Genomic DNA, 23135 nt, shown 5'->3' with positions numbered 1-23135 from the left:
TGCAGAATTGTCGCATGCGGTTTTGGCTGACTTTTTTGCTGATGGGGTGTGCGGTTCCTGCATGGGCTGCACATGGGTATGCCCTGTGGGGCGAGCCGCGTTATCCCGCCGGGTTTGCGCATTTTGCGTATGTGAACCCAGATGCGCCGAAAGGCGGCGAGCTGCGGCTGGTCAGCAACCTGCGGGTTTCCACCTTCGACAAATACAACCCGTTCACCGTCAAGGGCAACGCGCCAGCATATTTGTCGTCGCTGATGTTCGATTCGCTGCTCGCCGGTTCGATGGACGAAACCGCCACCGGTTATGGTCTGCTGGCCGAAGATGTGGAAGTTGCCCCCGATGGTTTGTCCGCCACCTTCCGCCTGCGGCCGGAGGCGCGTTTTCACAACGGCAAGCCCGTGCTGGCGCAGGATGTGAAGCACAGCTACGACACGCTGGTGGGCCCCTTCACATCCCCTGCCTACAAGACGCTGCTGATCGAGGTGGCGGGCGTGGATGTGATCAACGACCGCACCGTGCGTTACCGCTTCAAGCTGCCCAATCGCGAGCTGCCCCTCACCGTGGGCGGCCTGCCGGTGTTCAGCCGCGACTGGGGCGTCGAGAACGGCAAGGCCAAGCCGTTTGACCAGGTGGTGATGGATATTCCCATCGGCAGTGGCCCCTACAAAATCGGCCCGGTGCGTTTTGGCAAGGACATCACCTATGTGCGCGACCCGCAGTACTGGGCGCGCGACCTGAACGTGCGCAAGGGCACGGCCAATTTCGACAACATCCTTGTCAAGATCTACAAGGACAACACCGCGCGGCTGGAGGCCCTCAAGGCGGGCGAGTTCGACCTCATGCGGTTTTTCAGCGCGGGCGACTGGGCCCGACGTGTTACGGGCAAGAAGTTCGATACGGGTGAACTCGTCAAGGGCGAGTTTGTGCACAAGCTCCCCTCGGGTTTTCAGAGCTATGTGCTCAACACCCGCCGGCCTTTGCTGCAGGATGCGCGCGTGCGCGAGGCCCTGGGCCTGGCCATGGACTACGAGTGGATGAACCGCCAGATGTTCTATGGCGCTTACCAGCGGGTGAACGGCCTGTTTGGCAACACGGCGTGCGAAACCAAGGGCAGTCCCTCGCCCGAGGAGCTTGCGCTGATGGAGCCCTACCGCAAGGACATTCCGGCTGCCGCGTTTGGCCCGATGACGGTGCCCCCGCGCACGGATGGCGACTCCTCACTGCGGGCCAACCTACGGCGGGCGCAGGCTTTGCTCAAGGAAGCGGGCTGGGAGGTGCGCGACGGTGCCCTGCGCAACGCTAAGGGCGAGGCCATGGTGCTCGAATACATGGACAGCAATGAAGGCGGCGTGCGCACTATCACCCCCTGGATGCGCAATCTCGAAAAGATTGGTGTCACCTTGCGGTTTCGGTCAGTGGACTTTGCGCTGTACCAGCAGCGTCTGCAGAAGTTCGACTTCGACATTACCTCGATTGCCTACCAGGGCACCAACAACCCGGGCCAGGAGTTTGCCGACATGTTTGGCAGCCAGGCGGCCGACGTGGAGGATTCCGGCAATTTTGCGGGCGTCAAGAACCCTGCGGTGGACGCGATGATCAAGGCCATGACCTCCGCCAAGACCGAGGCACAACTGCTTCCCGCCTGCCACGCCCTGGAGCGCATCATTGCGCACAGCCACTACCTCATTCCGCAGTGGACGGCGGGCACACACCGCATGGCCTACAACGCCTGGCGGCTGGCACGGCCGGCCACGGTGCCGCCTTACGCCAGCGGCGAAGGGTGGGTCATCGACACGTGGTGGGCGCGTATTCCTCCCCAGACCGCGCCAGACAAGAAATAGCCCTAAGACCGCCCACCCATGTTTGCCTACATTCTCAAACGTGTCTTGCTCATGCTGCCCACGCTGCTGGGCGTGCTCTTGCTGACCTTTGTGGTGATCCAGTTCGTGCCGGGCGGCCCGGTGGAGCAGTACATGGCCGAGGCCAAGGCCGGTGTGGGCGGTGGCGGCGCCGAGGGGGGCGGCCTGAGCTACCGGGGCGCGCAGGGCGTTGACCCCAAACGGCTGGAGCAGATCAAGGCGCTGTACGGCTTTGACAAACCTGCCCATGAGCGCTTCCTGCAGATGCTGGGACAGTTCGCGAGGTTTGATCTGGGCAAGAGCTTTTTCCAGAACAAGGATGTGTGGCAACTGGTGAAGGAGAAACTGCCGGTTTCCATCAGCCTGGGCCTATGGACTTTTTTCATCAGCTACCTCGTCGCCGTGCCATTGGGCGTGGCGAAGGCGGTGCGAGCCGGGTCACGCTTTGATCTGGTGACCACGCTGCTCATTTTGGTGGGCTATGCCATTCCCGGCTTTGTGCTGGGCGTGGCGCTGCTGGTCATTTTTGGTGGGCAATTGCAATGGTTTCCATTGCGCGGGCTTACTTCAGCCAACTGGGATGAAATGACCTGGGGCGCGCGCATCGTGGACTATCTGTGGCACATCACGCTGCCTGTGACGGCCATGGTATTGGGCAGTTTTGCGGTGACGGCCATGCTGACCAAGAACGCGTTCCTCGAAGAAATCCGCAAGCAGTATGTGCTCACCGCCCGCGCCAAGGGCTTGAGCGAGCGGCAGGTGCTGTGGAAGCATGTGTTCCGCAATGCGCTTATTCCCATCGTCACCGGCTTTCCGGCTGCGTTCATCGGTGCTTTTTTTGCGGGCTCGCTGCTCATCGAAACCCTGTTCTCGCTGGATGGCCTGGGCTTGCTCAGCTATGAGAGTGTGATCCGTCGCGACTACCCGGTGGTGCTGGGCACCTTGTATCTGTTCACACTGATCGGGCTGGTCACCAAGCTCGTCAGCGACCTTTGTTATGTGTGGGTGGACCCGCGCGTGAAGTTTGACTAGCCCGAACGAATCCATGGCCCTGATGAGTTCTGCTTCCGCATCGCCTTCGCTCTCGCCCTCCCGCCGTGCCTGGCTGCGCTTCAAGCGCAACCGCTTGGGGTATTGGAGCCTGCTGATCTTCTGCGCCCTGGTGCTGGTGAGCCTGTGTGCCGAGCTGGTCAGCAACGACAAGCCGCTCTTGGTGCGCTATGAGGGGCAGACCTACTTTCCCATGCTCAAGGACTACTCCGAAAAGACCTTCGGGGGAGACTTCGAAACCCCCACCGATTACCTCGATCCCTTCATCAAGGAGCGCATTACCGCAGGCAGCAATTGGGCGCTGTACACCTTGAACCCCTACGGCCCCAACACGCTGAACTACTTTGCCACATCGCCCAACCCGTCAGCCCCCACGGCCGACAACTGGCTGGGCACGGATGACCGGGGGCGCGACCTGCTGGCGCAGCTGCTGTACGGATTTCGTGTGAGTGTGCTGTTTGGTCTGGCACTCACCATCACCGGCGTACTGCTGGGCATGCTCACCGGGGCCATCCAAGGGTTCTTTGGCGGCAAGACCGACCTGGCGTTTCAGCGCTTCATCGAGATCTGGGGCTCCATGCCCGAGCTGTATCTGCTCATCATCTTCAGCGCCGTGTTCGCGCCCAGCATTGCGCTGCTGCTCATCCTGCTGTCGCTGTTTGGCTGGATGGGTTTGTCCGACTATGTGCGCGCCGAGTTCTTGCGCAACCGCCAGCTCGACTATGTGAAGGCCGCCCGGGCCTTGGGGGTGAGCAACAGCCAGATCATCTGGCGCCACATCCTGCCCAACAGCCTGACGCCCGTGGTCACCTTTTTGCCCTTCCGCATGAGTGGCGCCATCCTGGCGCTGACCTCCCTCGACTTCCTGGGCCTGGGGGTGCCGCCGGGCACGCCGTCACTCGGTGAACTGCTGAACCAGGGCAAGAACAGCATTGACGCGTGGTGGATTTCGCTGTCTACCTTTGCGGTGCTGGTCACCACCTTGTTGCTGCTGACCTTCATGGGCGATGCGCTGCGCGATGCCCTGGACCCCCGAAAGGCCGACCAGTGACCCCTACGGCCATGACCCCTTTGTTGCAGGTTCAGGACCTCCACGTTCGCTTTGGCCCCAAAGAAGTGGTGCGGGGCGTCAACTTCCGCATTGCTGCAGGCGAAAAGCTTGCGCTGGTGGGCGAGTCTGGTTCGGGCAAAACCATCACCGCTTTAAGCCTGCTGCGCCTGGCGGGCAATGCCGCCATCACCGGGCAGGCAACGCTGCAAGGACGGGGCGACTTGCTGGCGCTGACAGAGCGCGAGATGCGCGGCGTGCGTGGTGGCGACATCGCCATGGTGTTCCAGGAGCCCATGACCGCGCTCAACCCTCTGATGACGATTGGCCTGCAGATTGCCGAAATCCTACAGCTCAAAAAAGGCCTGACCGGCGCCCAGTGCGCGCAGGCTGCCATCGAGCTGCTGGCCCAAACCGGCATCCCCGAGCCTGCACGCCGAGCCAACAGCTTCCCGCACCAACTCTCAGGCGGCCAGCGCCAGCGCGCGATGATTGCCATGGCCCTGGCCAGCAGCCCGAAGCTGCTGCTGGCCGACGAGCCCACCACCGCGCTGGATGTGACCTTGCGCGGCCAGATCCTGGACTTGCTGAGTGATCTGCAGCGCCAGACGGGCATGGCCGTGCTGCTCATCACGCACGACCTGAACCTGGTGCGCCGCTTTGCCGACCGCGTGGCCGTGATGGAGCAGGGCGTGCTGGTAGAGCAGGGCCCCGTTGCGGAGGTGTTTGGTGCACCCCAGCACGCCTACACGCGCCGCCTGATTGCCAGCCAGCCCCGCCGCGATGTGGTCGAGGCCGATCCGCCCGCAGGCACTGCCCCGGTGGTGAAGACGCAGGATCTGCGCGTGGTCTACCCCACGCCGCTGTCCGGCATCAAGGGCTGGTTCAAAAAGGGCGAGTTTGTGGCCGTGCAGGGCGCCACGCTGCAGTTGCTGCCGGGCCAAACGCTGGGGGTGGTGGGTGAGTCCGGCTCGGGCAAGTCCACGCTGGCGCAGGCCATCCTGGGGCTGTTGCCTTACGCCGGCCAGTTGCAGGTCGGGGGCCAGGCGTGGCAGCAACCTGCCATGCGCAATACCCCCGCCAACCAGCAGCTGCGCCGCCGCGTGCAGGTGGTATTTCAAGACCCGTTTTCGTCGCTGTCCCCGCGCCTCACGGTCGAAGAGATCGTGGGCGAGGGCCTGAAGGTGCACGAGCCCACACTGACCGTGGCCCAGCGCCGCATGCGCGTCGAGGCCGCGCTGGAAGAGGTGGGACTGGCCGAAGCACAGTACCCCCGTCTGCTGGAGCGTTATCCGCATGAATTTTCCGGCGGCCAGCGCCAGCGCCTGGCCATCGCCCGGGCTCTCATCGTGCAGCCGCAGGTGCTGGTGCTGGACGAGCCCACCAGCGCCCTGGACGTGACCATCCAGCAGCAGGTGTTGGGATTGTTGCAGCGGCTGCAAAAAGAAAAGGGACTGAGCTACCTGCTCATCACCCATGACGTGGATGTGATCCGCGCCATGGCGCACGACGTGGTGGTGATGAAGGATGGCGCCGTGTTGGAAGGTGGCAGCGTGAACGACGTGCTGGATGCACCACAACACCCTTACACCCAGCGCCTGGTGGCGGCGGCCACCGTGCCGGGTATCGGCTGATGTTTGAATAAAAATGGCACCAAGGGACCCTCTGCACGAATCACCGCGCCGCGTGCATCTGCGGGCTCGGGCGGTTTGCCGCGTTGCAAATACTCGCAATAGCTGCGGCTATTGCTGCGTTTTGCGCCTTGCAGCCCCTCCCGATCCGCAGCGCACACTTGCCGCTCGATTCGTGCAGAGGATCCCTAGCGCTTATTAGGTAAGCGTTAATAGCTATCAAAAATATAGCTATTTGCGCTTGCTGGCGTTGAAGCTTTTCAGGTCATCACGGCCCGCTTGGCGTGTTGCTCGCTGGCGGCGGGCATCCACAGAATCTTGCGCACATCCACACCCATCGTCTGTGCCCGCTCCATGAGGTGCTCGCGCACATGCCAGGGCAGGGTGGGCGTGCGTGACAAGATCCACAGGTAATCGGTGCTGGAGCCCACCACCATGGCCCACTGGTAGTTTTCATCGAGCGCCACCACGTTGTAGCCGCCGTAAAACGGTCCAAAGAACGACACCTTGAGCGCAGCGCGCGTGGGCTCATCCACAAAGCGCGCCGTGCCCTCGGCCTGCTTCCACTCCTTGCGCACTGGGTCGTAGCCTCGGTTGACCACCTTGATCGTGTCGTCGGCGTTGCGGCTGTAGGTGGCGCTGGTCTGGGTCAGGCCGCGCTCAAAGGCGTGGTCGATGCGTGCCACCTCGTGCCAGTGGCCTGCATAGCGGTCTGCGTCAAACCCCGTAACGGGCTGAATGCCTTCGGGCGCGCGGGGCGTGGAGCAGGCCGTGAGCGCCAGCAACGCCATCATTGCGGCAGCGCCGATGACCAGCGGCCAGGGCGAATGGGCACGGGGTGGGGTGTGAATGCGCATGGGGCTTGCTCCTCCTGGGGTTGCTGCCGGGGCTGCCGTTGCACCTGACGTCACCTTATGGCACCTGACGGAATGTGTGCACTGCGCAGCGGCTGTTCGTGCGATCCACTGTAGGCACTGCGAGCGGGCCAGTGTGTAGGCGCGCGCTGGCAGCGGTTGTCGGCAGGATGTGCATTGGTGTGGTGGCGCTGCCGTCGTTCCATACCTCTCCAGGCCACCACTCTGGAGCGCTGTCGGAGATGGAGTTGATGGAATTTGCCGTGGCGCACTTCTCGCAATGCGTCCCCCTTGAGTGGCCGCATTCAGACAAGAGTGTTGATGGTTTCCACCAGGCCTGGGGTACGACGGCCTTCCGGTACCGGCGCTGCTTTCGTGTTTGCATCCCTGCTTGCCAGGGTCTGCTGGTGCCGGGCGGCCTGCTCTTCCTGGCTCTGTCGTGTTATGGCGGCACTCTGTTGCTGCACCATCTGAGCCCGCAAACCAGAGTCCGGCTTGCGGGGGCGGCGATAGACGCTTTTGACACCGGGACTTATTTGGCGGCAGCCTTGGCAGCCTGCGCCTTCTGCGTCTCGGTGTAGACCTCCATCACCGTCGCGAAGTCGCGCTCGAAATTGATGGGCAAAAAGGTGTCATTGCCTGGCAGCAGCTGGCGCAGCTTGGGCGAAAAGCTGTAGCTGTACGAGCACTTCTTCACGCGGGCCTGCAGCTCGGGCGATACGTCCTTGCCCAGCGTCCAGGTCTCGGTCATGAAGGGCGGGCTCTCCCACAGCGTGCGGATGCTGGAGCCCTTCACATCGCCCTTGACCACCATGCGTTGGTACAAATCGCTGGCCACGGCTGCGGCGGGGTAGAAGCCGTGCATCACGCCTGTGACCGAGCGCTCGTGGCCGTTGGAGAACACCACCTCGTAGTTCTGGTCCGGCACCAGCCCGATGGCCGGGAACAGCGCGCGCGGCGCCAGGTTGCCGGAGTTGGAGGTGGGTGTGGAGTGGGCAATCTTCTTGCCCACCAGATCCTGCGGCTTGGTGAAAGGGCTGTCCACGCGCGAGATCAGGATCAGCGTGTAGGAATTGCGTTTGCCGCTGGCCTTGTTGCCGGGCACACCAAACGGGGCAGGCTGGCCAGCGCCCACCAATTGGGGCACCAGGCCGGGGTTGACCTGCGCCAGCTGTGCCTTGCCGCTGAGGAGGCTGTCGATCAGCTCCTTTTCGCCCAGCACATCGATGTTGGTGCTCTTCTCCAGCGATTCGCCTTGCAGATTCTGCAGATCAATGTTGCCGCAGCGCGCCAGGTGGTTGAAGTAGTCGCCCCACAGCAGCATGGTTTCGCTTTTGGCATAGGTCTTGGGCATGGCCACCACCAGTTTCTCGCGTGGGCTGCCTGCGAAGCTCGTGGCGGCCGGGGTGGCTGCGGCGGCGCGGGCAGGCGCGGCCCGGTCGGTCTGCGCAGCTACCGGGCCCAGCATCAGCGCGGTGCCAGACAGCAGTGCAAAAAAGCGGGTATCGAATCGCATCGTTGTTTTCCCTCCAATTGTGGTGAAAGCGCGTTCTGCGCGCGGGTCGGCCAGTATGCATGAACGTTTTGTGACAATCAGCGCCTTGGCGACCCGTGCCGGTGGACGTTTTGTCAACCTCGCGCCGCCCCGGCATGGACAAGCCCGCAGGGGACATGCGCGGGCCTCGTCCACACAATCCCAATCCATCGCAATGCCTACCGCTGTGAACAGCGTTTCCCATGTCGCAAAACACCCTGACCTTGCAACTGTTTTTCGAAGACCCGATCAAGCTGAAGCTCGCACAGCTCACGTACCAATACCTGTGCTCAGACAACACGGAACAGGCCCAACGCTGGGTGGACAAGCTGGGGGCCTCCAGTCTGGAGTCCCTGTGGGATGCGCAATGGTTCAATGCGTCGGCATCTGCCGCTTCCACGCACCTTCTGCTCCAGTTCGACACGGGTACGAGCGACCCACCACCGCTGCGCCAGCTCGAAGCCCTGTTTGACCAGGGCCTGCGGGCTGCAGTGCTGGAGATCTTCTACGACCAGGTGGGGGAAACCGAGCGCATGCACTTCGACCGGGGCCAGTGGGTGTCGCGCAAGGCATTCATGGACGCCAACCCGCAGTGGCGCGCAGTGGTAGAGCCTGCGCAGCATGGTGGCGAAGGGCAGGGCAACGGCGGCGAGGAGGGTGGTGAGGCCGATGACCCCTACGCCTGCTCCAAAGACCCGGCCAAGCCCCTTGCCGTGGCCAAGCTGCGCCAGCAGGAAGAAAAGCGCATGCGCGAGGCCCGGGAGGCGGCCGAGGCCTTCGTGGAAATGGCGCAGGCCATGGGCAAGAGCGGCAAATCGCCCATGCAAGGCCTCATTGCCGTGCTGCTGCTGCGCGCCGGGCTCAAGGGGCTGGTGCATGCGGTGGCATTCACGGTGGTCACCGTGTTGCTGTTCAAAGGCTTTTGGCTGTGGATGGGCCTGGGGCTGCTTCTGGCCGTGGCGCTGCCGCTGTACAACATGGTCACTGAACACAAGGAGCTGCGCGGGGACGACGGCGGCGATGACGCCGACAAGCCTGGCGACGATGGCCCCGCCACGGTGATGGCCCCCCAGTAAGTGAATTTCAGGACAACAACATGCTGACGCAAATCGAATGGTGGGGTGGGGTGATCTTTGTGCTGGGGGCGCTGACCTACCGCATGGTCATGGGGGCGCTGGAAAGGCCAGTGGACGGTTTTCCCTGGTACCGGCTCATGATGCACGTGTTCTTTCTGGCCCCGGCCGCGCTGCTGGCGGGCTATTTCTATCCGCTCACGCAGCCCGCGCTGCAATACGGCTACCTGGCGCTGCTGGCCATCTCGCTGCTGGTGGTGGCCGTAATGCTGGTGCAGGAGATGACGGGGGATTCGGGCGAGGGTGAAGAGGGGGGCGGCAGCAAGGAGCCTTTGAAGGAGGGCCAGACAGCCGAGGCCGATGATTACGAGGAGCCAGGATGGCTGATGTCGGTAGTCGGCGCCATCGTGCTGTACAGCCCGGTCCTCACGGCCTGTGGCCTGGCCTGCTTCAAGGCCTGGCCCATGGTGCAGCCGTTGCTCTAACGCATCGGCAATGCCGATACCTTGCGTCCGGGTGGTTCGGCACCGATGACAATGCCCGCCAGCCACCTGCCGATTATTTGCAGCACGGGTCCCTTTTTGTTCCAGCGTGCCCATCCTTGCCACCGCCGCATCGCCCATGTCCCCCGATTCCTTCGCCGATCTCTTGTCGATCTACATGCGCCGCATCCGTGCCAGCGCCTCGGGCGTGGCCACCGAAATCGGCCTGAGTCGCGAGGCGGTGAACAACTGGCGCAACGGCGTGTCGGTGCCCAACCCGCGCTCGCGCGACAAGCTGGTGGCCTGCACCCGCTACCTGCGCCTGACCGAGAGCGAGGCCAACCGCCTGCTCAGCGCAGCAGGGTTTGCGCCAGAATTTCCCCTGCAGGCCGAATCCACCGGCGCGCAGCCGTTTGCCGCGTTTCAGGACAAAGTGTTCGCCCAGCTGGCGCAGGCCGTGCCCTACCCCATCTCACTGCTGCTGTCGCCCGCGCACTGGGGGCAGCCGCCGTTTCGGCACGAGCTGCTGCAGCGTGCCCGCGCGCAGTATGCCGAAGGCTCGGTGCTGCACATCCAGCCGCCCTACAGCGTGAGCACCGTGCCCGCCGAATACTTCGCCGCCATCGGCCGCCAATGTGGCCTGGGCGATGTGGCGTCGGACTACGAGTTTGAATCCGCGCTGGAGCGCCGCCTGCTGGCGGGCGAGCGCATCTTCTGCCTGGTCAGCCGCTTTGAGCAGGGAACGCCCGCACTGCGCGAAACCCTGGCGGGCATCTTGCGCAGCCTGAGCGAGATGCACAGCGGCCGCCTGCACCTGCTTCTGTGTGGCGGCGAGGCGCTGGCCGACCTCAAGTACCGCAGTGGCGATCTCTCGCTGCTCAACATCGCACAGGTCCACCACTGGCCCGACCCGTCGCTGGACGACCTCACGCAACTGGCCCGCCACCGCTGGCCAGAGCACTCCTGGACCGAACCCGTGGTGGCCGACTTGCAGGCGCTCAGCGGCGGCCATCCCGCGTTGTTTGAAGAAGGGTTGCAGTGGCTGGTAGACCAAGGGGTGGGTGATGGTCATGCATCGTCTGCTGCGTTGCGCACCCACCTGACCAGCAGCCCGCGCCTGTGGCAAACCTTTTTGCCGCTGGCCCAGGCGCCCGCCACGCGCACGCGCTTGCAGCAGCTGCTGCAGGCCGACGACCTGGGCCGTGCACGGCCCTACCTGCAGGACGACGAACTGCGCGGCCTGTTCTGGGGCAACCTCATCCACGTGCGCGGCACGGGCGATGCGGCGCGGCTGCACTGGCGCTGCGCCACCATCCGCGATGCGGGCTTGATGGTGCTGGACGCATGCTCGAACGCTTGAGCCCCTTTTTCTCCAGGGCCGTGGTGCGTGCCGTGGTCATTGCGGTGGTCACGCTGTTCGTGGCCAGCGCGCTGTTCACGCCGCAGCTCAACCCGGTCACGCGGGGCTCGTTCCTGGCGTCGGTCAATGTTGGCCCGGTGTGGGGCGAGCTGGTGCAGTGGCGCATTGCCATGATCGAGGCGCGCAACGAGCTGGATGGCTGGCCCAAGGACATCCACCAATACGCACCGCGCATTGCCAACCCGCAGCTGCGCGTAACGTCTCCGCGCCCCAACGTGCTGCAGGCCGACATCGCCCACAACCCCGAGCTGGGCAAACTGGCAGGCACGCAGGTGGTGGTGGAGCTCAAACCCGGCACCCACACCTGGACGTGCCGCCCCGGCAACCCACCCATTCCACCGGGCTACCTGCCCATCAACTGCCTGGAAGGCAGCTCCGACGACTTCGAGCCCGCCAAACCTGCACCCGACGCAGACCCGTTCGGCTGGGTGCGCTCGCTCATCCTGTGGTGCGGCGTGATCTTTGCCGCAGGCGCCGTGGTATGGGTGGTGCGCCACCCCATGATCGGCGCCGGGCAGCTGCGGCCCGCGCGCCTGCGCCGCACCCCGCTGGCGCGGCTGCCTCAGATCGACCGGCTGCTGCGCTGGCTGCGGCGGCTGGAACCCACGCTGCTGGCTGCCGACATTCGCATGGTGGACTGGCGCCGCGCCGTGGCCTGCGCCCAGGCCACGGGCGGCGAGCGCGCCCCGGCACTGGCCCGCGCGCTGGCCGAGCGCGTGTCGGCCCGCTGCCAGCCCAGCACCGACTGGGCGCTGCCCGGTGCGGTGTTTGAGTGGCTGTTCCCGCCCGACCTGCCCGTGTCGCTGGACCGCTGCCTGGTCTTTGTGCCCACGCCCGGCATCGACGAAGCCACCGTGCTGCGCCAACTGCGCGCCGTGCAGACCGGCAGCGACGTGCTGCTGATCCTGTGTGAGCACAGCATGGACACGCCCTGGCCGCTGCTGCAGGCCCACGCCGGCGACCGCGCCAACCTGCATGTGATGGTGGACAGCGCCAGCCAGACCGAATGGCTGATCGGCGGCGATGCGCTGCAAGTGCTGCTGCGCCAACTGGCCGCGCAACTGCGCATCACCCGCATCTCGCCGTACCAGACGCGCGGCGGCGTCACGCGCGAAGGCGCCTTCTTCGGCCGCGCCCAGCTGCTGGCGCGTGTCATCAACCGCGAGCCCGCCAACTACCTGGTGGTGGGTGGGCGCCAGCTCGGCAAAAGTAGCCTGCTCAAGGCCGTGCAGCGCCGCATGGCGGGCCATCCGCACACTGTGTGCCATTACGTCTCGCTGCGCGATCACCGCCTGGCGCCGCGCATGGCGCTGCAGTTTGGCCTGGCGGCCGACACCCCGCTCGAAGCCATCGTGGACCATCTGCAGGCACAGTACCAGGGCAAGCGCCTGGTGCTGCTGATCGACGAGGCCGACCTGTTCTTCCGCGATGAATCGGCCAACGGCTACGTGCAGCTGTCCACCCTGCGCGCGCTCAGCGAAGAGGGGCGCTGCTGGTTCATGCTGGCGGGCTTTTGGGACCTGTATGCCACGGCCGTGCTCGACTACCAAAGCCCTCTGCGCAACTTTGGCGAGGTGCTGGCCATTGGCGGCCTGGAGCGCGCCGCTTGCCGCGAACTGGCCACCGAGCCACTGCGCAAGCTGCGCCTGGGCTTTGACAACGAAAAACTGGTGGATCGTCTCATCGACGCCAGCGGCCAGCGTGCCAACCTGGTCGCCATCCTGTGCCAGGAATGCCTGGAGGCGCTGTTGCCCGGCGAACGCGTGATCGAAAAGCGCCATCTCGACCAGGCCCTGGCCTCGCAGGCCGTGCAGGACGCACTGGCCGGCTGGGGCCGCCTGAGCCACGACGAAGCCGCCTGCCGCCTCGACCGCATCGTGGTCTACCACACAGCCCAGGCCGGGCAGTCCAGCCTGGTCACCCTGGCCCAACTGTTGCAAAGCCACGGCATCGCGGGCGACGCGCAGGCCCTGCGCCAGTCACTGGCACGCCTGCAGCTGGCCTACGTGCTGCGCAAACATGTGGCAGGCGAATACCGCTTTGCCATCCCGCTGCTGCAGGACCAGTTCGAGCCGACTGAGGTGGAGTTGCTGCTGCACCAGGAGCTTACGGTGCTGGCGCGGGACCAGAGCACGGATTGAGCAACGAATGGAGCTTGCGAATGGATGGCTGTGGATTTTTGGCTCTGATTGCCTTCAGGCGCTCATCCAATAAGCGTTAAAAGCTATCAATTCAGTAGCTGCCCTGCGTTGCGAATCAGGGCCGCTGCGCCATCACGAGCCCATACAACGCCTGCGCCGCCACCGACAGACTTTCGTCCCGCCGCCGCACCAGGTAGATCTGCCGCGTAAGCCCCGGCAGCGACAGCGGCCGCGTGACCAGCCCCGGCTGGTCAAAGTGGAACAACGTGAGCGCAGGCACCACGCTGATGCCCAGGCCCGCGCGCACCATGCCCATCACCGTGGCGAGCTGCTCCACCTCCATCAACGTGTGCATGGCCTGCGGGTGCAGGGCGGCCTCCAGGTACTGGCGCACGCTGCTGGTGCGCGCCAGGTGGATGAAGGGCCAGGCAGCCAGGTCCTGCGCGGTGATGGGCTTGCGGCGGCGCGCCAGCGGGTGGTCAGCCGGGCACACCAGGTAGAAGTCGTCGCTGCAAAACGGCTCGGCCTGCAGCGCGGGCGTGTCGGCGCGGATGGCGGCCAGCGCAAAGTCGGCATGGCCGCTGGCCACGCGGTCGATGCAGGGCTCGGACAGCACATCGGCAATGTCGATCTCGATGCCGGGGTGCGCCGCGCGGTACTGCGCCAGCACGCCTGGCAGCCAGCCTGCGGCCAGTGACGGCAGCAGCGCCACCGCCACGCGCCCACGCTGCAAGGTGGCTGTGTCGCGCACGGCGGCCAGCGCGTTGGTGATTTCTGCCCGGATGCGGCGGGCCGATTCCAGAAAGTTCTGGCCCTCGGGCGTGAGATGGACATGCCGCGTGCTGCGGTCGAACAGCCGCAGGCCCAGGTCGTCCTCCAGGGCGCGGATCAGCGCGCTGAACGCGGGTTGCGACAGGTGGCACAGCGTGGCGGCGCGTGTGAAGCTGCGCTGCTCGGCCAACGCGAGGAAGGCGTCGAGCTGGCGACTGGAAAGGTGGGGGTCGCTCATTCGGGGGTGATTTGATTCATCTGTGTTTCAGATGGATTCATAAGAACAATCGATTTCACAGAATACCGGGATGTTCCTACAGTCGGCTGCAGGAGACAACGGATTGATGCCGAACGACCAAAAAACCAACCTGCTGGTGGGCTGCGCCGCCGGCTTCTCGGGCGACCGCACCGACGCGGCGCTGCCTGTGGTGCAGGCGCTCATCGCCAGCGGCCAGCCTGCGGTGCTCATCTTCGAGACGCTGGCCGAGCGCACACTGGCACTGGCCCAGCTGGCGCGCCGCACAGACCCCAATGCGGGTTATGAACCCCTGCTGGTGGACCTGCTGCGCCACGTGCTGGCGCAGTGCCTGGCGCACGGCGTGCGCATAGTCAGTAACTTTGGCGCCGCCAACCCGCACGGCGCCGCGCGCCGCATCCACGCCCTGGCGACCGAGCTGGGCCTGGCCCGCCCGCGCATTGCCGTGCTGCAGGGCGACGACCTGAGCGGCCCTGAACACCGCGCGCTGCTGCAGGGCGCGCTGGGCAGCGCCATGCCCACCGAGCCTATCGTCAGCGCCAACGCCTACATCGGCGCGCAGGCCATTGCCGATGCGCTGCGCGAAGGCGCCGACATCGTGGTCTGCGGCCGTGTGGCCGACCCATCACTGGTGCTGGGCCCCGCGCTGGCGCACTACGGCTGGGCGCTGGACGACTGGGACCGGCTGGCCCGCGCCACCATGGCGGGGCATCTGCTGGAATGCGGCGCCCAGGTTACGGGCGGCTACTTTGCCGACCCTGGCTACAAGGATGTGCAAGGCCTGGCGCAACTGGGCTACCCCATCGCCGAGATCGACGCCGACGGCCACTGCACCATCACCAAGCCCCCGGGCACGGGCGGCTGCATCACCGAGCGCACGGTGAAGGAGCAGCTGCTGTACGAGCTGCACGACCCGGCGGCGTACCTCACGCCCGATGTGGTGGCCGACATCACCACCGCCCGCGTGACCACCGTGGGCGCCGACGCGGTGCGGCTGGAGGGTGTGCAGGGCCATGCGCGGCCCGCCACGCTCAAAGTGAATGTGTGTTTTGAATCGGGCTGGTTTGCCGAGGGCGAAATCTCCTACGCCGGCCCGCGTGCCGAAGCCCGTGCCCGGCTGGCGGGCGAGGTGCTGCGCGAGCGCTTGCAGGGCCTGGGCCCGCTGCGCATCGACCTGATCGGCGTGACCAGCATCTTTGGCGACGACACCAGCCGCTGGCTGGATGCGCCCGCTAGCGACAGCCGTGACACCCGCGATGTGCGCCTGCGCGTGGCCCTGCAGCACCGCGACCATGCCAGCGCCCAGCGCCTGGTGCGCGAGGTGACCGCGCTCTACACCTGCGGCCCCGCAGGCGGTGGTGGCGTGCGCACCGCCATGCGCCCGCGCCTGGGCACGGTGTCGTGCCTGGTGCCGCGCGAGGCCGTGGCCGTGCGGTTTGAGATGGTGGATTGAGGAGTACACACACCATGACAACCACCATCACCGTTCCGTTGTATCGACTTGCCCACAGCCGCACCGGCGACAAAGGCAACCGCTCCAACATCAGCGTCATCGCCTGGCATCCCGCGCTGTGGGATGTGCTGGTCGAACAAGTCACCGAGGCCGCCGTGGCACAGCAGTTTGCGCAGCGCCGCCCGCGCCAGGTCACACGCTACCTGCTGCCCCAGCTGCAGGCCATGAACCTCGTGCTGGACGACGTGCTCGACGGCGGTGTGAACGACTCGCTCAACCTCGACAGCCATGGCAAGGCGCTCAGCTACTTGCTGCTCGATTTACCCGTCACCGTGCCCGCGCACCTGGCAACGCACTTTGGCGGCCCTTCCGTGTAGCCCCGTTTTTCTTTTCCATCCATACCAACACCAGGAGACAACATGACCCATTCGTCCCCCCGCCGCGCTCTGCTCGCCACTGCTGCCGTACTGGCGCTGGGCGCGTTGCACGCCCCAGCAGCCTTGGCCCAGGCGGCCGGTGCCTACCCGGCCAAGGCCATCACCTTTGTCGTGCCGTTTGCCGCAGGCAGCGCCACCGACCAACTGGCACGCGCGCTGGGCCAGTCCATCACCAACGACACCAAGCAGCCCGTGGTCATCGACAACAAGGCGGGCGCCAGCGGCATGATCGCCGCGTCGGCCGTGGCCAAGTCGGCGGCCGATGGCTACAGCGTGCTCATCACCACCAACACCACACACGCAGCCAACGAGCACCTGTACAAAAAGCTCTCGTACGACCCGGTAAAGGACTTCGCCCCCGTCACCGGCCTGGGCAAGGGAGGGCAGGTGCTGGTGGTCAACGCCAGCGCGCCGTACAAGAACGTGGGCGAGCTGCTGGCCTTTGCCAAGAAGAACCCCGGCAAGCTCAGCTTTGGCAGCGGCAGCTCATCAAGTCGCATGGCGGGCGAGATGCTCAAGCAGCTGGCGGCCGTGGATATCCTGCACGTGCCCTACAAGAGCAACCCGCTGGCCATCACCGACCTGCTGGGCGGGCAGATCGATTTGATGATCACCGACACCTCCACCGGCGTGCCGCAGGTCAAGGCGGGCAAGCTGCGTGCGCTGGGCTACTCCACGCAAAAGCGCAGTACCCAGCTACCCGACGTGCCCACCATCGACGAAGCCGGCGTGAAGGGCTACGACATGGGCTACTGGTTTGCGGCCTACGTACCCGCAGGCACGCCCGCGCCGGTGGTGGCGCGCCTCAACGAGCTGCTGACCGCCGCCACCAAAAGCCCAGCGGCCAAGAGCTTCTTCGAGAACGCGGGCTCCGAAGCCTGGACCACCACGCCCGATGAACTGGCCAAGTTCCAGGCTGCCGAAACCCAGAAGTGGGGCAAGGTGATCAAGGCGGCGGGGATTGAGGCGGAGTAAATCGAAGGCCCGGTAGCGGTGGCGGTTAACACACGCTGCGCCGCGTCTTCACTCCCTCTCCGACCAGGCGAGAGGGAGTGTCAGCGCGCTTTCAAAGGGGTGTGAATATCAAGCCAAAGAGGCCTCTGTCGCCTGATGGATAAGAACTATTAGCTATCAATTTGGTAGTGATTTGGCCGAGGCGACCATCCCTCACCACGGCACCCCGGCAAACCGTTCCACCAAAAAATCCAGCAGCGCCCGCACCGCAGGCGACAAGTGCCTGCGCGACGGGTACAGCGCATAGATCGTCATCACCGGCAAGTCCCACTGTGGCAGCACCGCCTGCAACTCGCCGCTGTGCAGGTAGGGGTTGACCAGATACGTCGGCTGCATCGCAATGCCGCCGCCCGCCAGCGCGGCGCGCATCAGCGTGGTGGCCTCGTTGGCGCTGAAATGGCCGCTCACGCCCACACGCTCCACCACCTCGCCGCGCGTCAGCTGCCACACGCTTTTGCCAAAGTTGGCGTAGCTCAGGCACCGGTGCTGCGCCAGGTCGGCAGGTTGCTGCGGCACGCCGTGGGCGGCCAAGTAGGCGGGGGATGCCACCAGGGCCGAATCGCACCGCGCCAGCGGCCGGCCGATGAGCAGCGGGTCGGGCTCGGCGCTGATGCGGATGGCCAGGTCGATGCGCTTTTCCACCAGGTTCAGTGATCCTTCGCTCGCGTCCAGGTCGATCTTGAGCTGCGGGTGTTGCGCCAGAAAGTCCGCAATCGCCGCACCCATCTGCGCAAACGCAAACGACACGCTGCAGGTCAGCCGCAGCTGGCCGCGCAATGCGCCCTCGGTGGTGGTGGCGGTTTCTTCTTCCAGATCTTGCGACAGCGCCAGCATCTGCTGGCAGCGGCGCAGCGCGTGTTCGCCCGCGTCGGTCAGCGTCACGCTGCGGGTGGTGCGCTGCAGCAGGCGGGCCTGCAGCCACTGCTCCATCTCGCCCACATAGCGCGTGACCATGGCACGCGACATATCGAGTTTGTCGGCCGTGGCGCTGAAGCTGCCGCTGGTGGCGACTTCGGCAAACACATGCATGGCGGTCAGGCGGTCCATAAGGCGTTATTTGATCGATTGGTGAAACAAATATGCGCGAATTATCGGGTTTATTGGATCGATTTGCGCAAATAAACTTCATTACGTCATCAAGACCAACCTCTCAAAACCCTGGAGAAACCACCATGTTCCGCACCACCCTCATTGCCGCCACCCTCGCCGTTGCCTTCACCGGCGCCCAGGCCGCCCAGCCCCTGCAAGTCAAGGTCTACAACGCCGACGGCAACAGCTTCAACGTCAACTCCACGCTGGTCTATGGCGACAAAGAAGCCATGGTCATCGACGCTGGCTTTACCCGTGCCGACGCGCTGCGCATTGCAGCCAACGTGCTCGACACCGGCAAAGAGCTGAAGACCATCTACGTGAGCCAGGCCGACCCCGACTATTACTTTGGCGTCGAGACGCTGAAAGAAATCTTCCCCAAGGCCGACGTGGTGACCACGCCCGCCGTGCTGGAGAAGATCAACGCCAAGCTGGCGGGCAAGATCGCCTTCTGGGGCCCCAAGATGGGCGCCAACGCACCGCGCACGCCCGTACTGCCCAAGGCCATCGCCGGCAATACGCTGAGCGTGGACGGTCAGACCGTCGAGATCCGCGGCACCACCGGCCTGCTGGCGCACCGCCCGTATGCGTGGATTCCGTCCATCAAGGCCGTGGTGGGCACCATCGGTGTGTTTGGCACCAACACCCATGTGTGGACGGCCGACACGCAAACGGTGGCCGAGCGCAGCGCCTGGGTGGCCCAGCTCGACGAAATGGCCGCGCTGCAGCCCACAGTGGTGGTGCCCGGCCACATGCCCGCCGGTGGCGCGCTGGATGCCGCCAACATCAGCTACACCAAGGGCTACCTGCAAGCGTTTGAGAAGAACGCCGCCGCCACCAAGACCAGCGCCGAACTCATCGACGCGATGAAAAAGGCCTACCCCGCAGCGCCCATGGGCCTGTCGCTGGACATCGGCGCCAAGGTCAACAAGGGCGAGATGAAGTGGTGAGATGACGTGCTGAAAGCTGTCAAAGCAAGTTGTTGAAAGGAACCAGATCGTGACCACGCACCCGCTCCAACAAGTCCTGCAGCACCTGCACGCCGGGCGCTGGAACGCAGCGCACGATCTGGTGCAGCACGACGGCTCCATGCTCGGCGCGTGGCTGCACGGCATCCTGCACCTGCAAGAGGGCGACCTGGAAGACGCCGAAAACTGGTACGACCGCGCCGCCCGCCACTTCCGCAGCCGGGGCACGCTGGCCGAAGAAATCGCAGCGTTTGAGGCCGCACTGGCCGCGTCCGAAACCTCAGACCCTCAAGAAAGAACCTGACCCATGCCCACCGTCACCGTGACCTACTTGTTTGACCCCTTGTGCGGCTGGTGTTATGCCGCCGCGCCCGCGCTCAAGTTCCTGCAAGCACAGGAGGGTGTCGAGGTGGTGCTGGCCCCCACCGGTCTGTTTGCAGGCGCAGGCGCACGGCCCATGGACGCGCAGTTTGCCGCCTATGCCTGGTCCAACGACCAGCGCATCCAGCAGCTCACAGGCCAGCCCTTCACGCAGGCCTACCGTGATCAAATTCTGGGTGCTGCGTCCGGTCGCTTTGATTCAGGCCCTGCCACCCTCGCGCTGACTGCCGTGGCGCAGACCGCGCCTGCGCATGAACTGGAAGCCTTGCACGCACTGCAGCACGCACGCTATGTGGAAGGCCGCGACACCGCAGAACCCGAGGTGCTGGCAGACCTGTTGCGGGCTTTGGGCCTGGCCGATGCCGCCGCATTGACGCTGGCACCCGACGCCGCACTGCACAGCGTGGTGGCCGAGCGCGTAGCCCGCGCCCAGGCCATGCTGCGTGCCGTGGGTGCCCGCGGCGTGCCGCAACTGGTGGTGGCGGGGCAGGGCGGTGCGCTGCGGTTGATCGGAGGCGATGCGCTGCTGGGGCCGCGCGAGAAACTGGTAGAGCACGTCCTGGCGGCCTGACGCCGTGGATGACCGGCGGCGGCGTTCAGGCCTTGGGCAGCAGTTCGCCCCGTCGGCCCAAGGTTCGCACCATCTGCTCATACATCGCATCCACGGCCGGTGAGCGCAGCGACACCTTGCTGCGCAGCACCGCCACGTTCATCGAAGCCAGCGGCGGCAGGTCAAACTCCGCCGGCAGGTTCTGCAAGATTTGCAAATGGGCCGGGGCGCTGCACCGCGTGAGCACCGCCACCGCCAAACCGCTCTCCACAGCAGCCAGCTGGCCCGCCAGGCTGGAGCTGTGGTACACGATGCGGTAAGCCCGCCGCCGCGTGCCCAGCGCGGCCAGGGTGGCCTGCCGCGCCATGCTGGCCGATTCATACACCGCAATCGGCAGCGGGTCGCGCCGCCAGGCCTCGAACTGGGCGGCCCCCACCCACACCAGCGGCTCGTCGAACAAGAAGCGCCCGCGTTGCGGCTTGTCTTGCGAGACCAGCGCCAGGTCCAGCTCGCCCTTCACCACACGCGGGATCAGCGACGTGGACTGCTCGCACGTCAGCTCAATCTCCACCCCCTGGTAGCGGTGCGAAAAGCTGCGCAGCACTGGCGTGAGGTAGGCCGACGCATAGTCGTCGGGCACCCCCAGCCGCACCCGGCCCGCCAGCTTGGGGCCAAACAAAGCGGCATGTGCTTCAGCCTGCAAATCGAGCACGCGGCGCGCATACGACAGCAGCTCGGCCCCCGCTGGCGTCACCTCCAGGTGGCGCGGCCCGCGCAGCAGAACCGGGCGGCCCAGCGCGGCCTCCAGCTTCTTGATCTGCATGCTCACGGCCGACTGTGATCGGTGCACCAGCGGCGCCGCGCCCGAGAGCGAGCCTGCATCCACCACGGCCACAAAGGCACGCAGCCAGTCGATCTGAAAGTCTGGGTAGTTCATGGGGGCCTTTATCGGTCGGACCAGTGACGAAAGTGGTGGGTCATCCCCAGTGGATTGGTGGATTCGTTTATCGAATGGTAGCTGTTCGATTTATCCGTTTTACAGGATGCCTGTAAAGCGTGAGCATCGGCGGCATGAACCACTCCAAAGCCAGCACCGTCGCATCGCCTTCCCTGGCCACCACACCGCTGCCCGTCAATGCCAATGCCCTCACCCGCGAGCGCGACGGCCAGTGGCTGCTCATCGCCGGTGGCGTGCTGCTGGGCACCATCGGCGTGTTTGTGGAAGAGGCGGGCCAGCACCCGCTGGTCACGGTGTGGTTCCGCTGCGCATTCGGTGCACTGGCGCTGCTGGCCTGGTGCCTGGCCACGGGGCGGGGACAGCAACTTTTTCTGCACGGCCGCGCCCGCTGGGTGGCCTGCGCTACGGGCGTACTCATGGTGATGAACTGGGCGCTGTTCTTTGCAGCCATCCCACGCACATCGATTGCAGTGGCCACCGTGATCTTTCACATCCAGCCCATCTGGGTCATCGTGTTTGGCGCGTTGTTCTTGCGCGAGGCCGTGTCGCCCACGCAGTGGCTGGCCACGCTGGCCGCGCTGGGCGGGCTGGTGCTGACCACGGGCTTGCTCGACGGCACCGCAGGTGTCGCAGCGGCCAGCAGCACCGGCGGCGGCAGCTATGTGGTTGGCGTGCTGATGTGCCTGGGCGGTTCGCTCTGCTATGCGGGCGTGACGCTGCTCGCCAACACGCAGAAAACCATCAGCCCCTTTGCCATGGCGCTGTGGCAGTGCCTGGTGGGCGCGGTGGTGCTGGTGTGGGCGCCCTTTGTGCTGGGCTGGCCGCAGCAGGGCGCCGCGTGGGGCTGGCTGCTGGGCCTGGGCGTGCTGCACACCGGCCTGGCGTATGTGGTGCTGTTTGCCGGCATGTCGCGCCTGGGGTTGGGGCGCATTGCGGTGCTGCAGTTTGTGTACCCGCTCACGGCGGTGCTGGTGGACTGGGTGGTGTATGGCCGCACGCTCAGCCCCATCCAACTGGGCGGCGTGGGGCTGATGGCTGTGGCGCTGTGGACGATTCGGCGGCCCCGTTCGAAGGGGGTGGGTACTCCTGGCTCCACCACAGCAAGCCGCTGATCAGGCCCGCCCCCACGCTCAATGCGTGAAATGCGCCAAACGTTGGGAGTAGCTTCGCTGTAATTTCCTGTAATCGCCAAACCGCTTTGGTGGCGCCACCATGGGCTCACTTCATCAACACGTGATGAAGCCGAGGGCGCCGAAAATCGTCAGAGAGTAGGCATGAAGGGGAACTTGGCAATGAAAAAATTCATGACTGCGGTCTGCGTGTTGCTGCTGTGCGGCACAGCCTTTGCGAGGCCGACCTATGTATTCCAGCCTCAGTGGAATCAACCCAACAACAACGATGTGAACAACGGCGCCACCGGGCAGCCCTACACCCAGACTCAGATTGAGGCGTTCCTCAACAATGCGAAGGACCGCCGTTCCGGCGCACCCCTGGCCAGCCAGATTCTGGACTCGTGTGGTGTGGTTGAGGTCGAAAAAGGCTGCCATCAGGCCACGGATCCGCACATCACTATTTGGGTGGATAACCGGGTCAAATCCAACCAGGTCAAAGCGTGCCAGAAGCTCAACCCAGGCACTGCCGTGCACGCGAACGGCTGTTGAGGGCGCCACAACTTACCCCCGCCGGGAACGTCGTGCTGGATGGGGGTAGATGGCGCAAATCCGTTCGGGCTGCGCTTGTCAATGGCCCACCAGGTGATTGGGCAGGCTCAGCGTGAACGGCCCGTTGTGCTCGCAGGCCGTAGAGGAACGCCTCCGCAAAAATTATGCCGAAAAGGTATCCAGCGCTTGATGGATATTCGCTTCAAGCTATCAAATCAGTAGTATTCGGGTGGTGTGCACTACGGCGATTCCGTCAGTTGCACCACCACCGACCGATGATCCGAATCCAAGTCCGGCCCGAGGTCAAAACGCACCTCCCGCCAGCCCGTTCAAGCCAGCACAGGGTCCTGCGGCAGCACCGACAACCTTTCCCTCGCGCTAGGAGGCCGTCGGACTTGAGCCGCGCGGGTCTATTGCGTCGACCCCGCAGCGCCGTTCGCGGCGGCGCGAGGCGGAGTCTGCCTTTTCGACTCGGCTGAGACCGCTGCGAGTCGCCCAAGACCCG

The 23135-nt window shown here is 65.1% G+C and carries 21 protein-coding genes; 16 read left to right on the top strand and 5 right to left on the bottom strand.

Annotated features, from left to right (window positions below; genetic code table 11):
• The first annotated feature begins 14 nt into the window (after window positions 1–14).
• The 4 genes from NFX52_RS13150 to NFX52_RS13135 are packed head-to-tail and all read left to right on the top strand — an operon-like array spanning window position 15 to window position 5591.
• Complete coding sequence (locus tag NFX52_RS13150; RefSeq protein WP_055401851.1) at window positions 15–1841, top strand: extracellular solute-binding protein; 1827 nt, start codon at window positions 15–17, stop codon at window positions 1839–1841.
• A gap of 18 nt (window positions 1842–1859) precedes the next feature.
• Window positions 1860–2891, top strand: a complete 1032-nt coding sequence (locus NFX52_RS13145; RefSeq protein WP_055401810.1) for a microcin C ABC transporter permease YejB — start codon at window positions 1860–1862, stop codon at window positions 2889–2891.
• Window positions 2892–2913: 22 nt separating this feature from the next.
• The gene (locus NFX52_RS13140; RefSeq protein WP_055401853.1) at window positions 2914–3960 is read left to right on the top strand and encodes an ABC transporter permease; all 1047 of its coding nucleotides are present in this window, start codon (window positions 2914–2916) and stop codon (window positions 3958–3960) included.
• 11 nt (window positions 3961–3971) lie between these two features.
• A complete protein-coding gene (locus NFX52_RS13135; protein WP_055401812.1) occupies window positions 3972–5591 on the top strand; it encodes an ABC transporter ATP-binding protein in 1620 nt (539 codons plus the stop codon).
• Window positions 5592–5848: 257 nt separating this feature from the next.
• Here the strand turns inward: NFX52_RS13135 and NFX52_RS13130 are convergent, their stop codons facing one another.
• Together NFX52_RS13130 and NFX52_RS13125 are read right to left on the bottom strand one after the other, a co-directional pair.
• Window positions 5849–6445 carry a lipocalin family protein gene (locus NFX52_RS13130; RefSeq protein WP_055401814.1) on the bottom strand — a complete coding sequence of 199 codons (597 nt, stop codon included), beginning with the start codon at window positions 6443–6445 and terminating at the stop codon, window positions 5849–5851.
• A gap of 529 nt (window positions 6446–6974) precedes the next feature.
• Window positions 6975–7958, bottom strand: a complete 984-nt coding sequence (locus tag NFX52_RS13125) for a PhnD/SsuA/transferrin family substrate-binding protein (RefSeq protein ID WP_055401818.1) — start codon at window positions 7956–7958, stop codon at window positions 6975–6977.
• Window positions 7959–8179: 221 nt separating this feature from the next.
• Between NFX52_RS13125 and NFX52_RS13120 the strand changes: the two genes are divergently transcribed.
• The 4 genes from NFX52_RS13120 (at window position 8180) to NFX52_RS13105 (ending at window position 13092) form a co-directional block, all read left to right on the top strand.
• On the top strand, window positions 8180–9052 hold the full coding sequence (locus tag NFX52_RS13120) for a hypothetical protein (RefSeq protein ID WP_055401820.1): 873 nt from the start codon (window positions 8180–8182) through the stop codon (window positions 9050–9052).
• A gap of 20 nt (window positions 9053–9072) precedes the next feature.
• Window positions 9073–9534 (top strand): hypothetical protein, encoded by a 462-nt coding sequence (locus NFX52_RS13115; protein WP_055401823.1) that lies wholly within the window; start codon window positions 9073–9075, stop codon window positions 9532–9534.
• Window positions 9535–9670: 136 nt separating this feature from the next.
• A complete protein-coding gene (locus NFX52_RS13110; RefSeq protein ID WP_055401854.1) occupies window positions 9671–10891 on the top strand; it encodes a radical SAM family protein in 1221 nt (406 codons plus the stop codon).
• Complete coding sequence (locus NFX52_RS13105) at window positions 10876–13092, top strand: ATP-binding protein (RefSeq protein ID WP_055401824.1); 2217 nt, start codon at window positions 10876–10878, stop codon at window positions 13090–13092. The genes NFX52_RS13110 and NFX52_RS13105 overlap by 16 nt, the downstream gene beginning before the upstream one ends.
• A 115-nt stretch (window positions 13093–13207) precedes the next feature.
• On the opposite strand, the gene NFX52_RS13100 is transcribed toward NFX52_RS13105, so the two are convergent.
• Window positions 13208–14101 carry a LysR family transcriptional regulator gene (locus NFX52_RS13100; RefSeq protein ID WP_252635672.1) on the bottom strand — a complete coding sequence of 298 codons (894 nt, stop codon included), beginning with the start codon at window positions 14099–14101 and terminating at the stop codon, window positions 13208–13210.
• 106 nt (window positions 14102–14207) lie between these two features.
• On the opposite strand from NFX52_RS13100, the gene NFX52_RS13095 reads away from it, so the two are divergent.
• Genes NFX52_RS13095 through NFX52_RS13085 form a run of 3 tightly spaced genes read left to right on the top strand, consistent with a single transcriptional unit; the run spans window position 14208 to window position 16984 of the window.
• The gene (locus NFX52_RS13095) at window positions 14208–15572 is read left to right on the top strand and encodes an acyclic terpene utilization AtuA family protein (RefSeq protein WP_055401828.1); all 1365 of its coding nucleotides are present in this window, start codon (window positions 14208–14210) and stop codon (window positions 15570–15572) included.
• A 14-nt stretch (window positions 15573–15586) separates the two neighbouring features.
• On the top strand, window positions 15587–15949 hold the full coding sequence (locus NFX52_RS13090; protein ID WP_055401830.1) for an AtuA-related protein: 363 nt from the start codon (window positions 15587–15589) through the stop codon (window positions 15947–15949).
• Window positions 15950–15991: 42 nt separating this feature from the next.
• A complete protein-coding gene (locus NFX52_RS13085; protein WP_055401832.1) occupies window positions 15992–16984 on the top strand; it encodes a Bug family tripartite tricarboxylate transporter substrate binding protein in 993 nt (330 codons plus the stop codon).
• Between the two features lie 192 nt (window positions 16985–17176).
• On the opposite strand, the gene NFX52_RS13080 is transcribed toward NFX52_RS13085, so the two are convergent.
• Complete coding sequence (locus NFX52_RS13080; protein WP_055401834.1) at window positions 17177–18070, bottom strand: LysR family transcriptional regulator; 894 nt, start codon at window positions 18068–18070, stop codon at window positions 17177–17179.
• 125 nt (window positions 18071–18195) lie between these two features.
• On the opposite strand from NFX52_RS13080, the gene NFX52_RS13075 reads away from it, so the two are divergent.
• Genes NFX52_RS13075 through NFX52_RS13065 form a run of 3 tightly spaced genes read left to right on the top strand, consistent with a single transcriptional unit; the run spans window position 18196 to window position 20032 of the window.
• A complete protein-coding gene (locus tag NFX52_RS13075; protein WP_055401835.1) occupies window positions 18196–19062 on the top strand; it encodes an MBL fold metallo-hydrolase in 867 nt (288 codons plus the stop codon).
• A 49-nt stretch (window positions 19063–19111) separates the two neighbouring features.
• Entirely contained in the window at window positions 19112–19384 is a 273-nt protein-coding gene (locus tag NFX52_RS13070; RefSeq protein WP_238385766.1) for a hypothetical protein, read from the top strand.
• 3 nt (window positions 19385–19387) lie between these two features.
• The gene (locus NFX52_RS13065; protein WP_055401839.1) at window positions 19388–20032 is read left to right on the top strand and encodes a DsbA family protein; all 645 of its coding nucleotides are present in this window, start codon (window positions 19388–19390) and stop codon (window positions 20030–20032) included.
• 25 nt (window positions 20033–20057) lie between these two features.
• Here the strand turns inward: NFX52_RS13065 and NFX52_RS13060 are convergent, their stop codons facing one another.
• Entirely contained in the window at window positions 20058–20948 is an 891-nt protein-coding gene (locus tag NFX52_RS13060) for a LysR family transcriptional regulator (RefSeq protein ID WP_082437627.1), read from the bottom strand.
• 134 nt (window positions 20949–21082) lie between these two features.
• Between NFX52_RS13060 and NFX52_RS13055 the strand changes: the two genes are divergently transcribed.
• Both NFX52_RS13055 and NFX52_RS13050 read left to right on the top strand, forming a co-directional pair.
• A complete protein-coding gene (locus tag NFX52_RS13055) occupies window positions 21083–22081 on the top strand; it encodes a DMT family transporter (protein WP_055401843.1) in 999 nt (332 codons plus the stop codon).
• Window positions 22082–22261: 180 nt separating this feature from the next.
• Window positions 22262–22630 (top strand): hypothetical protein, encoded by a 369-nt coding sequence (locus NFX52_RS13050; protein WP_055401844.1) that lies wholly within the window; start codon window positions 22262–22264, stop codon window positions 22628–22630.
• Window positions 22631–23135: the final 505 nt, after the last annotated feature.

Source organism: Acidovorax facilis, assembly GCF_023913775.1.
In the GTDB taxonomy this organism is placed as follows: domain Bacteria; phylum Pseudomonadota; class Gammaproteobacteria; order Burkholderiales; family Burkholderiaceae_C; genus Acidovorax; species Acidovorax facilis.
This window is presented reverse-complemented; position numbering and strand designations above follow the sequence as displayed.